Source organism: Kribbella sp. (assembly GCF_035655035.1).
Lineage (GTDB): Bacteria > Actinomycetota > Actinomycetes > Propionibacteriales > Kribbellaceae > Kribbella.
Genome location: NZ_DASRVN010000138.1, coordinates 1 through 12,107 on the forward strand (window position 1 = coordinate 1; position 12,107 = coordinate 12,107).

Here is a 12,107-nt window from a genome sequence, read left to right on the forward strand (position 1 = left end):
CTCGGCGATCAGCAGCGTGTTGTCACACGCCTCCGGGAAGTCCTTCCAGACCTCGCGCATCTCGGCCGCGGTCTTCACGTAGAACTCGTTCGCGTCGAACTTGAACCGGTTCGGGTCGGTCATCGTCGAGCCGGACTGGACGCACAGCAGCGCCGCGTGCGCCTGCGAGTCCTCGGGCTTGGTGTAGTGCAGGTCGTTGGTCGCGACCAACGGCAGGCCGAGCTCCTTGGCCAGCTTGAGCAGGTCCTTCTGGATGTCCCGCTCGATGCCGAGGCCGTGGTCCATCAGCTCGCAGTAGTAGTTCTCCCTGCCGAAGATGTCGCGGAACTCCGCGGCGGCCTCGATCGCCTCCTTGTACTGCCCCAGCCGGAGCCGGGTCTGCACCTCGCCGGACGGGCAGCCGGTCGTCGCGATCAGGCCCTGGCCGTAGGTGTTCAGCAGCTCGCGGTCCATCCGGGGCTTGAAGTAGTACCCCTCGAGGCTGGCCAGCGAGCTCATCTTGAACAGGTTGTGCATGCCGGACGTGTTCTTCGCCAGCAGCGTCATGTGCGTGTACGCACCCGAACCGGAGACGTCGTCGCGGCCCGCGTTCGCATCGCCCCACTTGACCCGCTTGCGCTCGGTGCGGTGGGTGTGCGGCGTCAGGTACGCCTCGACGCCGATGATCGGCTTGACGTCGTACTTCTTCGCCGTCTTCCAGAACTCGTAGGCCCCGAACACGAACCCGTGGTCGGTGGTCGCGATCGCCGGCTGGCCCATCTCCTGGGCGGTCTTGAACAACTCGTCGATCCGGGCAGCGCCGTCCAGCATCGAGTACTCGGTGTGCACATGGAGATGCACGAAACTGTCGCTGGACCCCATATCGGCGCAGACCTCCCAGGGCGTGAGTGAGGTGGACTGCGACAGCTTATGCAGGCCCCACCGACAGTTCTCAATCGGCACTCCGGCGGACCTCGATCTAGCGGGTCGACCGCCCGCTATCCGGTCAGTCGACCAGCAGATCGAGGGCGTGGTCGAGGTCTTCGGGGTACTCCGAGGTGAACTCGACGTACTCGCCGGTGCCGGGGTGGGTGAAGCCGAGGCGCATCGCGTGCAGCCACTGGCGGGACAGGCCGAGGCGTTCGGCCAGCACCGGGTCGGCGCCGTACGTCAGGTCGGCGCAGCACGGGTGGCCGATCGCGGACATGTGGACCCGGATCTGGTGCGTGCGGCCGGTCTCCAGCGTGATCTCCAGGAGGGTCGCGTACCGGAACGCCTCGAGGGTCTCGTAGTGCGTGACGCTCGGCTTCCCGCCCGCGACCACGCCGAACTTGTAGTCGTGGTGCGGATGCCGGTCGATCGGGGCGTCGACCGTACCCGTGAACGGGTCGGGATGACCCTGGACGAGCGCGTGGTAGATCTTGCGCACGGTCCGTTCCTTGAACGCGCGCTTCAGGACGGTGTAGGCGTACTCCGTCTTCGCGACCACCATCAGGCCCGACGTACCGACGTCGAGGCGGTGCACGATGCCCTTGCGTTCGGCGGCGCCGCTGGTGGAGATGGCGAAACCCGCGCCGGCCAGGTGGCCGATCACGGTCGGGCCGGTCCAGCCGGGTGACGGGTGCGCGGCGACGCCGACGGGTTTGTCGACCACGACGATCTCGTCGTCGTCGTACACGATCCGCAGGTTGTCGACGGTCTCCGGTACGACGGTGACCTCGGACGGCGGCGGGGGCAGCTCGACGTCGAGCAGTACGCCGGCCGCGACCCGGGAGGACTTCGGCGCCGGGGAGCCGTCGACCTGGACCAGGCCGGACTCGATCAGCTCGGCGGCCTTGGCCCGGGAGACGCCGAACAGGCGCGACAGCGCCGCGTCCAGCCGCTCCCCCGCGAGACCGTCCGGGACGATGACGGTCCGGGAGTTCACTTGCGGGGCTCCCGGGTGCCGTCCAGCTTGACGCCGCGCAGGGTCTGGATCACCAGCAGTACGGCGGCCGAGGTGACGGCCATGTCCGCGACGTTGAAGATCGCCCAGTGCGGGGTCTGCAGGAAGTCGACGACATGCCCGTGGAACGGCGACGGCTCGCGGAAGATCCGGTCCAGGATGTTCCCGACCGCGCCGCCGAACAACAGCCCGAACGCCACCGACCAGCCGGCCGAGCCGAGCTTGCGGGAGAGGTAGATCACGCCGAGCGCGACGATGATCTGCACCGCGCTGATGTACGGCGTGTAACCCGCGCCGAGGCTGAAGGCGGCGCCGGAGTTCCGGATCAGGTTGAACTTGAGCAGGCTCCCGATCACGTTCACCGGCTCGCCCGGGGTGAGATGCGCCAACGCCAAAGCTTTCGTCAGCTGATCCAAGAACAGGACCACCACCCCCACCCCACCAAAAACCACAGTCCACTTCCACGACCTCTTCCCGGCCTCAGAAGAGCTGTTGGAGGAGGAGGAGGTGGTGGAAGAGGAGGCCGCGCTCTCCGGTGCGGAGGTGTCCCCACCGGCAGCCGAGCCGGCGGACGCCCCGGCACCCTTCGGTGCGGAGGTGTCCCCACCGGTAGCCGCCGCGGGGGTGGACGACGGAGAACCGGCCGACGGGGGGTCGGCCGGTTCGGGGGTGGCTGGGTCGTCCACCTGGGAGGACGAGGTGGGGTTCAGCGGCGTTCCTGGCGTTCTTTGCATGAGACACACAGTGTCGCACGCGGGAATGCCTGCAGCCGACCCTTGCCGATCGCGTTGCCGCAGTTCTCGCAGACGCCGTACGTGCCGTCGTCGATCCTGGTCAGGGCGAACTCGATCTGGTTCAGCATGTCGCGGGCGTTGTTCGCCAGCGTCAGCTCGTGGTACCGCTCGAGGGTCGTCGAGCCGACGTCCGCCTGGTCGTTGCCGGCGCCGTCGCTGCCGTCGCGGAACAGGCCCACGATCTCCTGTTCGGCCTCGTGGATCTCCTGCTTGAGGTGCTCGACCTCACCCTCCAGCTCCGAGCGCAGCTCGGCGAGCTCGGCCGCGGTCCAGGGATCCTCGCCCGGCTTCACCTTGAAGCTCTCCGCCGTATGTGCCGCGGACTTGCCCGGCGCCGTCGCCGGAGTCCTGTTCTCGTTCGTCTTCATGGCCACCCTCTTCGTCTGAGCTTTCTTGGCAGGGGTCTTAGCCGCTGTGCTTTTCGCCGCGGTGGTCGCCGAAGAGGTCGCTGCCGACTTCTTCACCGCGGTGGTCTTCTTGGCCGGCGAGGTCTTCGCCGGGCTTTTGCGGGCCGTCTTCGGGACCGGCTCGGACTTCTTCGCGGCAGTTTTCTTCTTGGCCGCAGCAGTGCGTTGGGGGGCGGACTTCTTGGGTGCCGATGTAGCCATGGTCAGCTACCCCCTGCCTTAGTCGGAGACTGGAGCGGACTGGTCGCAAGACAGTAGGACACGTGCCCAGCACGTGCCAGCCTGACGCGCAGACCGTGCAGATAAGGTAGTCGGTTCTTCAAGTCCGCTCGATGTTCCGCACATCACAACCGTGTTGCAGACATCACTGTCCGTAACACTTCCCAGGTCAGGCCGGCAATCGCCGGAGCCGTTCCCGGATGTCGTTCTCCTCCCCGTCAACCTCGACCAACTTGTCCCTGCCGGGCCACCGCGACCACCAGCCGGCCGAATTCTTGCTGCACCACCCATTAACGATTCGTAGTCACCCGGTACGACGCCGTACACTGACGACCGAGAACCGCAAGGCAGTGATGGGGCCATCACCCCGGAGCCGCCGGAAGAACGGTCCGCAGGGACCTATTAGAACCGGCAGCGTCTCGCAAAGGAAGTGGGTGACCGTACTTACGGTCACCAAGGAGGGTGGTACCGCGCGGTAACCGGCTCAGGCCGGTGCTTCGTCCCTCGTCCCAGCAGCAGGACGTGACGAAGGACGCACAACATGGCGGCAGCGCATACCCCCGGCACTCCCTGGCGGCAGGTTCCCGCCCAGGTCGACTTCCCCGCGCTCGAGCGGGAGGTGCTCACCCTCTGGGACGAGCACGACACCTTCGCCAAGAGCCTCGAACAGTCCGCCGGCGGTACGCCGTGGACGTTCTACGAAGGCCCGCCGACCGCGAACGGCATGCCCGGCACGCACCACATCGAGGCCCGCGTCTTCAAGGACGTGTTCCCGCGCTACCGGACCATGAAGGGTTTCTGGGTCGAGCGCAAGGCCGGCTGGGACTGCCACGGCCTCCCGGTCGAGGTCGCGGTGGAGAAGGAGCTCGGCTTCAACGGCAAGCCGGACATCGAGGCGTACGGGATCGCCGAGTTCAACGCGAAGTGCCGCGAGTCGGTGCTCCGGCACGTCGACGCGTTCCGTGAGCTGACGGTCCGGATGGGGTACTGGGTCGACCTCGAGCACCCGTACAAGACGATGGACCCGGAGTACGTCCAGTCGGTCTGGTGGTCGCTGAAGCAGATCCACGACAAGGGCCTGCTGGTCGAGGACTACCGGATCACGCCGTACTGCCCGCGCTGTGGCACCGGCCTGTCCGACCACGAGCTCGCCCAGGGCTACGAGACGGTCGTCGACCCGTCGGTGTACGTCCGCTTCCCGCTCACCTCCGGCCCGCTGGCCGGCAAGGCGTCGCTGCTGGTCTGGACGACGACCCCGTGGACGCTGGTCTCCAACACGGCCGTCGCCGTGCACCCCGACGTCGAGTACGTCACAGCCACCGACGGCACCGAGACCCTGGTGGTGGCCAAGCCGCTGCTGGACCGGCTCGGTGAGGGCTGGACGGTCACTGGTGAGTACGCCGGCCGCGACATGGAGCGCTGGACCTACCAGCGGCCGTTCGAGCTGGTGCCGTTCGACGAGCCGGCGCACTACGTCGTACTCGCGGAGTACGTCACCACCGAGGACGGTACCGGTCTGGTGCACCAGTCCCCCGCGTTCGGCGCGGACGACCTCGCGGTGGGCCGTGCGTACAACCTGCCGGTGGTGAACCCGGTGGACACCACCGGTCACTTCAACACCGACGTACCGCTGGTCGGCGGGCAGTTCTTCAAGAAGGCCGACGAGGACCTGGTCGCGGACCTGCGGGACCGCGGGCTGCTGTTCAAGCACGTCCCGTACGAGCACCCGTACCCGCACTGCTGGCGCTGCCACACCCCGGTCATGTACTACGCGCTCCCGTCCTGGTACATCCGGACCACCCAGGTGAAGGACGCGCTGCTCCGCGAGAACGAGAAGACCAACTGGTACCCGGACTCGGTGAAGTGGGGCCGGTACGGCGACTGGCTGCGGAACAACATCGACTGGGCCGTCTCGCGCTCCCGCTACTGGGGTACGCCGTTGCCGATCTGGCGCTGCGCCGAGGACCACCAGGTGTGCGTGGGCTCGCTGGCCGAGCTCGGCGAGCTGGCCGGCCGCGACCTGAGCGGCAGCGACCCGCACCGGCCGTACGTCGACGACATCACGTTCGACTGCCCGACCTGCGGTGCCGAGGCGCACCGGGTGCCCGAGGTGATCGACGCCTGGTACGACTCGGGCTCGATGCCGTTCGCGCAGTGGGGCTACCCGTGGGTCGAGGGCTCCGAGGAGAAGTTCGCGCAGACCTACCCGGCCGACTTCATCTCCGAGGCGATCGACCAGACCCGCGGCTGGTTCTACACGCTGATGGCGATCGGCACGCTGGTGTTCGACGAGTCGTCGTACCGGAACGTGGTCTGCCTCGGGCACATCCTGGCCGAGGACGGCCGGAAGATGTCCAAGCACCTCGGCAACATCCTGGAGCCGATCCCGCTGATGGACGACCACAGCGCGGACGCGGTGCGCTGGTTCATGGCCGCCTCCGGGTCGCCGTGGAAGGCACGCGGCATCGGGCCGAACGTGCTGAACGAGATCACCCGGAAGGTGCTGATCACCTACTGGAACACGGTCGCGTTCCATGCCCTGTACGCCCGGCTCGCCGACTGGTCTCCGACGGACGCGCCCGCCGTCGCCGACCGTTCAGTGCTGGACCGGTGGCTGGTCAGCGAGACGCACCGGCTGGTCCGGGACACCGACGAGGCGTACGCGGCGTACGACACGCAGCGGCTCGGTTCGCTGATCAACTCGTTCGTCGACGTGCTCTCGAACTGGTACGTCCGCCGTTCGCGCCGCCGGTTCTGGGCGGGCGACACCGGCGCGCTCGCCACCCTGCACGAGACGCTCGACGTACTCACCCGGGTGCTGGCGCCGCTGATGCCGTTCGTCACCGAGCGGGTCTGGCAGGACGTGTTCCGCCCGGTCACGCCCGGCCTGCCCGAGTCGGTGCACCTGACCAGCTTCCCGACGTACGACGAGACCGTGATCGACGACGTACTGGCGCAGCACGTGTCGATGGCCCGCCGGGTCGTCGAGCTCGGCCGGTCGGCCCGCGCCGAGGCGAAGGTGAAGACCCGGCAGCCGCTGGCCCGGGCGCTGGTCGGATCCGCCGCGATCGCGGACCTGTCCCCCGAGCTGCTGCAGGAGATCGCCGACGAGCTGAACGTCGGTACCGTCGCGCCGCTGTCCTCGGCCGGGGCGGACCTGGTCGAGTTCGCTGCCAAGGGCAACTTCCGGGAGCTCGGCAAGCGGTTCGCCAAGCAGACCCCGGTGGTCGCGGCCGCGATCGCCGCCGCCGACGCCGGCGTACTGGCGGCCGCGCTGAAGGAGTCCGGTACGGCGACCGTGGTGGTCGACGGCGAGGACGTCCAGGTCGGACCGGCCGAGGTGCTGGTCTCCGAGCGGCCGAAGGAAGGCTGGTCGGTGGTCAACGAGCAGGGTGAGACCGTTGCCCTCGACCTCGAGGTGACGCCGGAGCTGAAGCAGGCCGGCCTGGCGCGTGAGGTGGTCCGCACGCTGCAGGAGGCCCGGAAGAGCGCCGGGCTGGAGGTGTCGGACCGGATCAGGGTCTGGCTGACCTCGACCGACGCCGAGCTGTCCGATGCCCTGGGCAAGCACGCCGACGAGATCGCCCGCGAGGTGCTCGCCGTCGAGCTCAACCAGTCGGCCCCGTCGGAGTCCGGTGTTACCACCGGCACCGAGGAGGACCTGCAGCTCACCTACTGGCTGACCAAAGCCTGACGCCGAACCCGCCCGGTTGAGGGGTTCACCTTGCCTGCGCTGACAGTCTGTTACCGGCGAAGGACCCTCGGTCAGGAAAGTCCGGACATGCGGAAGGGGCGGTGCCGCCGGAAAGCACCGCCCCTTCTCGGAGGTTCTACTCAGACGCCGTGACCGCCGTGCGCCTGGGCGCGGGCCTCGGGACGGAAACCGTTCCGCGGGCTGAGCGTGTCGTCGCCGTTGCCGAGCGCCTTGAGCTGCTCGGTGAAGTAGGTCTTCAGGCGGCTGCGGTACTCCCGCTCGTACGCGTGCAGGTCGTCGATGGTGCGCTCGAGCTGGCCCTTCTGCTTCTCCAGGGTGCCGAGCATCTGCGCGCGCCGCTCGGCGATCTCGCCGTCGAGCTTCTCGGCGCGGGCGCGGGCCTCACCGGTCATCCGGTCGGCCTTGCCGCGGGCCTCGTTCTCCAGCCGCTCCGCCTTGGCGCGGGCCTCGCCGATGATCTTGTCGGCGGTGTCCTTCGCCTCCTGGACCAGGTCGTCGGAGTGCTTGGTGGCCATCTCCAGCAGCCGCACGGCGGAGCTGGACGCGTCACCGACCGTGCCGGCCGCCGCGGCCGCTCCGGGAGCAGGCGCCACCACCGGCGGCTTCTCCTCGGGCTTCTCGACCACGACCGGGGGCTTCGGCTGCTGCACGACGGGCGGCAGCGCGGCGGTCTGGTCGACCGGCCGCTGCTGGTCCGCGCCGGCGCGCTGGGCCGCCGCGAGCTTGGCCCGCAGCTCCTCGTTCTCGGCGAGAAGTCGCTCGAGCTCGGCTTCCACCTCGTCGAGGAAGGAGTCGACCTCTGTGACGTCGTAGCCCTCCCGTAGTCGGACGGGCGTGAACTGCTTCGAGCGGACGTCATCCGGCGTCAGCGGCATCTTTCACCTCGTTTGTCTGTGTCTTGGCGGAGTCCCCGTGGCCTCGCCTTGGCGACTCAGTAGATCACGTTATCGCTTCGTTGTCTTAGAACGGAATCCGGGCTCTATCTACCCACTCCTCGCGGTCTCACCCTTACAACGATCGAAGGGCCGTCGAGTTGATGGCCATCGCCACCGAGACGATCACGAACAGCATCAATGTGGACAGGTCGATCCGCACGCCGCCGGCCCCGATCGGCGGCAGGATCCGCCGCAACGGCTTCAGGAACGGGTCGGTGATCGAGTAGATCAGCTCGAACAGCAGCAGCAGCGGGCCCTTCGGGTGCCACTGCGGAGCGAACATCACGATCAGGCCGAGCACGAACCGCGCCACCAGCACCAGGAAGAAGGCGAGCAGCACCCAGTAGAGAACGATGAGGACGAGCGCGAGAGCATTCATGTCGACAACGAGTGTAGAAGACGCCGAAAGCGAGGTCGCGAACCAGAGCGTCAGCTCTGGTTGTAGAACCCGTCCGCGGCGATCTTCTCCTTCTCCTCGGCGGCCACCGTGACGTTCGGCGGGCAGACCAGGAACACCTTGGTGGTGATCCGCTCGATCGAGCCCCGGCAGCAGAAGATCAGGCCGGCCGCGAAGTCCACGAGCCGCTTCGCGTCGGAGTGATCCATCTCGGTCAGGTTCATGATGACGGGCGTGCCGTCGCGGAAGTGCTCACCGATGACGCGCGCCTCGTTGTAGCTGCGCGGGTGCACGGTGGTGATGCGGGCCAACTCGGTAACCTCCGGGGACGGCGCGACCCCGCGCCGGTCTGGGAACTTGCTGACCGTGGCACCGCTCGGCTCCGGGCGCTCCTCGCGGTGCTCCCGGGTCTCGCGGCTCTCCCGGCCGGCTGCCACCGGCACGGTTTCCTGGGAGTCCCCGTCGACTGCCTCGTCGAACTCTTCGTCGTACTCGTCGTCGTAGGTGTCGTCGTACCGCGCGTTGTAGCGCTCCCCGTCCTCGACCAAGCCGAGGTACACACCCATCTTGCGCAGTGCGCCGCTCATGGCCCCTCAGCACCTCGATCCGGTTCGACGACAACAGTGAGTCGGAAGCGAAACCCGCTCGATGTCGACACTAACCCAGTGGAGACCGCGTACCGAGTAATGCGCGCCCGAGCCGAACGTGTGTCGCACCCTGCTTGATCGCGGCCTCCAGATCACCGGTCATCCCGGCGGAGATCCAGTCGGCGCCCGGATGTTCGGAGCGTAGCCGGGAGGCTACTTCCCGCAGTCCCGCAAAGGCTTTCTCCGGTTCGGAGCCGAGCGGCGCGACGGCCATCACTCCGCCGAGTTCGAGCCTGTCCGCCGTCGCGATCGCCGCAGCCAGCTCCGGTACGTCGGCGGGCGCGACCCCGCCGCGGCTCGCACCGGTCGCCGCGTCCGCGGACCCGTACGCCGCCAGGCTCACCTGGATCAGGCACCGCACGGACTTGTCCTCCGCGACCGCGGCCTTCGACAACGCGTCGACGAGGGTGACGCGGTCGACGGAGTGCACGACCGACGCGTACCGCACGACCGAGCGGGACTTCTTCGACTGCAGCTGCCCGACGAAGTGCCAGCTGAGGTCGGGGCAGTCCGGCGCCTTCTCCTTGAGCTCCTGCTCGCGGTTCTCCCCGACGTCGGTGACCCCGAGGTCCGCCAGCGCCCGTACGTCGCTGACTGGGAAGGTTTTGGTGATCGCCACGAGGGTGACCTCGTCCCGGGACCTCCCGGCCGCCTGACAGGCCTTCTCGATCCGCTCCCGCACGCGCTCCAGGTTCGCGCGGAGCTCGTCGGCGCGGCTCACCGGGAGACCAGCTTGATCAGTCCGGCCATCCGGCCGCTCTCCGGGCCTTCGCGGCGGTACGAGTACAGATCCTCCGACTCGATCGTGCAGGCGGTCGCGTCGACCACCTCGACCTCGAGCTCGGCCAGCTGCGCCCGGACGCCGGCCGCGACGTCGATGGCGGGCGTCCCCCAGCTCGTCTCGGAGTACGACGCCGGTACCTGTTCGGCGACCTCGGCGCGCATGTCCTCCGGTACTTCGTAGCACTTGCCGCAGGCGTACGGGCCGAGGACGGCGGTGATCCGCTCGGCGCCGAGTGCGCGCATCGCGTCGACGGTCGCCGGGACGATGCCGGCGTACATGCCCTTGCGGCCCGAGTGTGCGGCACCGATCACGCCGTCGGCGGACAGCAGCACCGGGAGGCAGTCGGCGGCGCGGACCGCGAGCACGACGTCGGTGCGGGTGGTGACCAGTCCGTCGGCCTTCGGTGCGGGTGACATCGGCAGTTCGTCGCCGGGGCGGACGACGTGTACGTCGCGGCCGTGCACCTGGTGGAGCACGACCACCTGCTCAGCGGGTACGCCGAACTCGGACGCGATCAGCCCGAAGTTCGCGCGCACGCCGTCGACGTCCGGGCCGGCCGCGGTGCCGAGATTCAGCTCGCCGTACGGCGGTTTGCTGGCACCGCCGAAGCGATCGGTGAAGGCGAAGCGGACACCCTGGCGAACCTCGTCGTAGCCGAACACGACCAAAGGTTACCGGTCCGGGCGGACGCGGGTCGCCCTGTGCGGCTAGTTGTTGCCCTTGAGGAAGTCCGGGATGTCGAGGTCCTCCTCGGGCTCCTGCTTCTTCGGCTTGGAGGCCGGGGTGCCGGAGTTGCCGCCCGTGGTGTTGCTGGTGCTCGGGCCGTTGGTCGGCCAGGAGTGCTGGGTCGACGGGGAGGCCGGGGTGTGCGGGGACTGGCCGGACTGCACCGTGCGGACGCCTTCGCCTGCTTGCGGGCGGGCGGAGTTCGTGGTGCCGGTGCGGGGTTCCGTCGGGGCCGGGACCGGGACGGTGTCGTCGGTCGGCTGAGGCGACGAAGGCGCCGCCTGCGGCTGACCGGACTGCTGGCCCGGTACCGATTGCAGAGGGGTCGCGCCCTGGTGACCCTGGTTGGGGTGGGTGCCCGGCTGACCGTAGCCACCCTGCCCCGCGCCACCCTGGCCACCTGTCTGACCCGCGCCCGACTGGCCGCCGCCCTGACCGAAGCCGCCTTGGCCGGAACCCGCCTGGTTGAAGCCACCCTGGCCCGCGCCCTGACCGGCACCCGACTGGCCGCCCTGCTGGCCGAAGCCTTGCTGGTTCGACGGTGGGGGTGGCGTCTGGGTGGGGTTGGAGACGGTCATCGGCTGGGTGTAGTTCTGGTTCGCCGGGCGGGAGGACTGTGGGCGGGCCTGGTTCATCGCCTGCTCGCGGCGCTTCGGCATCCCGCCGTCGAAGCCGGCCGCGATCACCGTCACCCGCACCTCGTCGCCGAGCGCGTCGTCGATCACCGCGCCGAAGATGATGTTCGCGTCCGAGTGCGCGGACTCCGACACCAGCTGCGCGGCCTCGTTGATCTCGAACAGTCCCAGGTCGGAACCACCCGCGATCGACAGCAGCACACCGTGCGCACCCTCGATGCTTGCCTCCAGCAACGGAGACGAGATGGCTGCCTCGGCGGCCGCGACCGCGCGGTCCTCGCCGCGGGACGAGCCGATGCCCATCAGCGCGGAGCCGGCGTTCGACATGACCGCCTTGACGTCCGCGAAGTCCACGTTGATCAGACCCGGGGTGGTGATCAGGTCGGTGATGCCGGAAACACCCTGCAGCAGCACCTGGTCGGCCTGCTTGAACGCGTCCAGCACGGACACCGCGCGGTCCGAGATGGTCAGCAGCCGGTCGTTCGGGATGACGATCAGCGTGTCCACCTCCTCGCGGAGGGTGGCGATGCCGTCCTCGGCCTGGGTGGCGCGGCGCTTGCCCTCGAACGAGAACGGCCGGGTCACCACACCGATGGTCAGCGCGCCCAGCGACCGGGCGATCCGCGCCACCACGGGCGCGCCGCCGGTGCCGGTGCCGCCGCCCTCACCGGCGGTGACGAAGACCATGTCGGCGCCCTTCAGCGCCTCCTCGATCTCCTCCGCGTGGTCCTCGGCGGCCTTCTGCCCGATCGCCGGGTTCGCGCCGGCACCCAGACCACGGGTCTCCTCGCGGCCGATGTCGAGCTTGACGTCCGCGTCGCTCATCAACAGCGCTTGCGCGTCGGTGTTGATGGCGATGAACTCAACGCCCTTCAGACCGTGCTCGATCATCCGGTTGACGGCGTTCACGCCGCCTCCGCCGAT

General features: G+C 68.7%; 11 protein-coding genes and 1 pseudogene. 2 read left to right on the forward strand and 10 right to left on the reverse strand.

Translation table 11 applies throughout. From position 1 onward, the window contains the following. The 4 genes from VFF46_RS08115 to VFF46_RS08130 all read right to left on the reverse strand — a co-directional run. Positions 1-861, reverse strand: an 861-nt coding sequence (locus VFF46_RS08115) for a PHP domain-containing protein (RefSeq protein WP_325036409.1), incomplete at its 3' end; no start/stop codon positions are given. A 124-nt stretch (positions 862-985) separates the two neighbouring features. After that, a complete protein-coding gene (locus tag VFF46_RS08120) occupies positions 986-1,906 on the reverse strand; it encodes an RluA family pseudouridine synthase (protein WP_325036410.1) in 921 nt (306 codons plus the stop codon). Further along, on the reverse strand, positions 1,903-2,658 hold the full coding sequence (gene lspA, locus VFF46_RS08125; protein ID WP_325036411.1) for a signal peptidase II: 756 nt from the start codon (positions 2,656-2,658) through the stop codon (positions 1,903-1,905). The genes VFF46_RS08120 and lspA overlap by 4 nt, the downstream gene beginning before the upstream one ends. After that, positions 2,631-3,086, reverse strand: a complete 456-nt coding sequence (locus tag VFF46_RS08130; protein WP_325036412.1) for a TraR/DksA family transcriptional regulator — start codon at positions 3,084-3,086, stop codon at positions 2,631-2,633. Before VFF46_RS08130 ends, lspA begins: the two co-directional genes overlap by 28 nt. Positions 3,087-3,132: 46 nt before the next feature. On the opposite strand from VFF46_RS08130, the gene VFF46_RS08135 reads away from it, so the two are divergent. Beyond that, positions 3,133-3,348 (forward strand): hypothetical protein, encoded by a 216-nt coding sequence (locus VFF46_RS08135; RefSeq protein WP_325036413.1) that lies wholly within the window; start codon positions 3,133-3,135, stop codon positions 3,346-3,348. Positions 3,349-3,885: 537 nt separating this feature from the next. Further along, the gene (gene ileS / locus VFF46_RS08140) at positions 3,886-7,038 is read left to right on the forward strand and encodes an isoleucine--tRNA ligase (RefSeq protein ID WP_325036414.1); all 3,153 of its coding nucleotides are present in this window, start codon (positions 3,886-3,888) and stop codon (positions 7,036-7,038) included. A 140-nt stretch (positions 7,039-7,178) separates the two neighbouring features. Here ileS and VFF46_RS08145 read toward each other — a convergent pair whose 3' ends face one another. The 6 genes and pseudogenes from VFF46_RS08145 to ftsZ form a co-directional block, all read right to left on the reverse strand. Then, complete coding sequence (locus VFF46_RS08145; RefSeq protein ID WP_209699510.1) at positions 7,179-7,934, reverse strand: DivIVA domain-containing protein; 756 nt, start codon at positions 7,932-7,934, stop codon at positions 7,179-7,181. Positions 7,935-8,067: 133 nt separating this feature from the next. After that, positions 8,068-8,373, reverse strand: coding sequence for a YggT family protein (locus tag VFF46_RS08150; RefSeq protein ID WP_325036415.1), 306 nt, complete (start codon positions 8,371-8,373; stop codon positions 8,068-8,070). A 50-nt stretch (positions 8,374-8,423) separates the two neighbouring features. Next, on the reverse strand, positions 8,424-8,978 hold the full coding sequence (locus VFF46_RS08155; RefSeq protein WP_325036416.1) for a cell division protein SepF: 555 nt from the start codon (positions 8,976-8,978) through the stop codon (positions 8,424-8,426). A 70-nt stretch (positions 8,979-9,048) separates the two neighbouring features. Next, positions 9,049-9,759 carry a YggS family pyridoxal phosphate-dependent enzyme gene (locus tag VFF46_RS08160; protein ID WP_325036417.1) on the reverse strand — a complete coding sequence of 237 codons (711 nt, stop codon included), beginning with the start codon at positions 9,757-9,759 and terminating at the stop codon, positions 9,049-9,051. Then, positions 9,756-10,484 carry a peptidoglycan editing factor PgeF gene (gene pgeF / locus VFF46_RS08165; RefSeq protein ID WP_325036418.1) on the reverse strand — a complete coding sequence of 243 codons (729 nt, stop codon included), beginning with the start codon at positions 10,482-10,484 and terminating at the stop codon, positions 9,756-9,758. The genes VFF46_RS08160 and pgeF overlap by 4 nt, the downstream gene beginning before the upstream one ends. Before the next feature lie 654 nt (positions 10,485-11,138). Further along, positions 11,139-12,107: pseudogene (gene ftsZ / locus VFF46_RS08170) on the reverse strand (cell division protein FtsZ); the annotation flags it as partial.

Coding starts and splice junctions, on each gene's coding strand:
- lspA (WP_325036411.1), bottom strand. CDS start 2,658: ATGCAAAGAACGCCAGGAACGCCGCTGAACCCCACCTCGTCCTCCCAG.
- VFF46_RS08155 (WP_325036416.1), bottom strand. CDS start 8,978: ATGAGCGGCGCACTGCGCAAGATGGGTGTGTACCTCGGCTTGGTCGAG.
- VFF46_RS08145 (WP_209699510.1), bottom strand. CDS start 7,934: ATGCCGCTGACGCCGGATGACGTCCGCTCGAAGCAGTTCACGCCCGTC.
- ileS (WP_325036414.1), top strand. CDS start 3,886: ATGGCGGCAGCGCATACCCCCGGCACTCCCTGGCGGCAGGTTCCCGCC.
- VFF46_RS08150 (WP_325036415.1), bottom strand. CDS start 8,373: ATGAATGCTCTCGCGCTCGTCCTCATCGTTCTCTACTGGGTGCTGCTC.
- VFF46_RS08130 (WP_325036412.1), bottom strand. CDS start 3,086: ATGAAGACGAACGAGAACAGGACTCCGGCGACGGCGCCGGGCAAGTCC.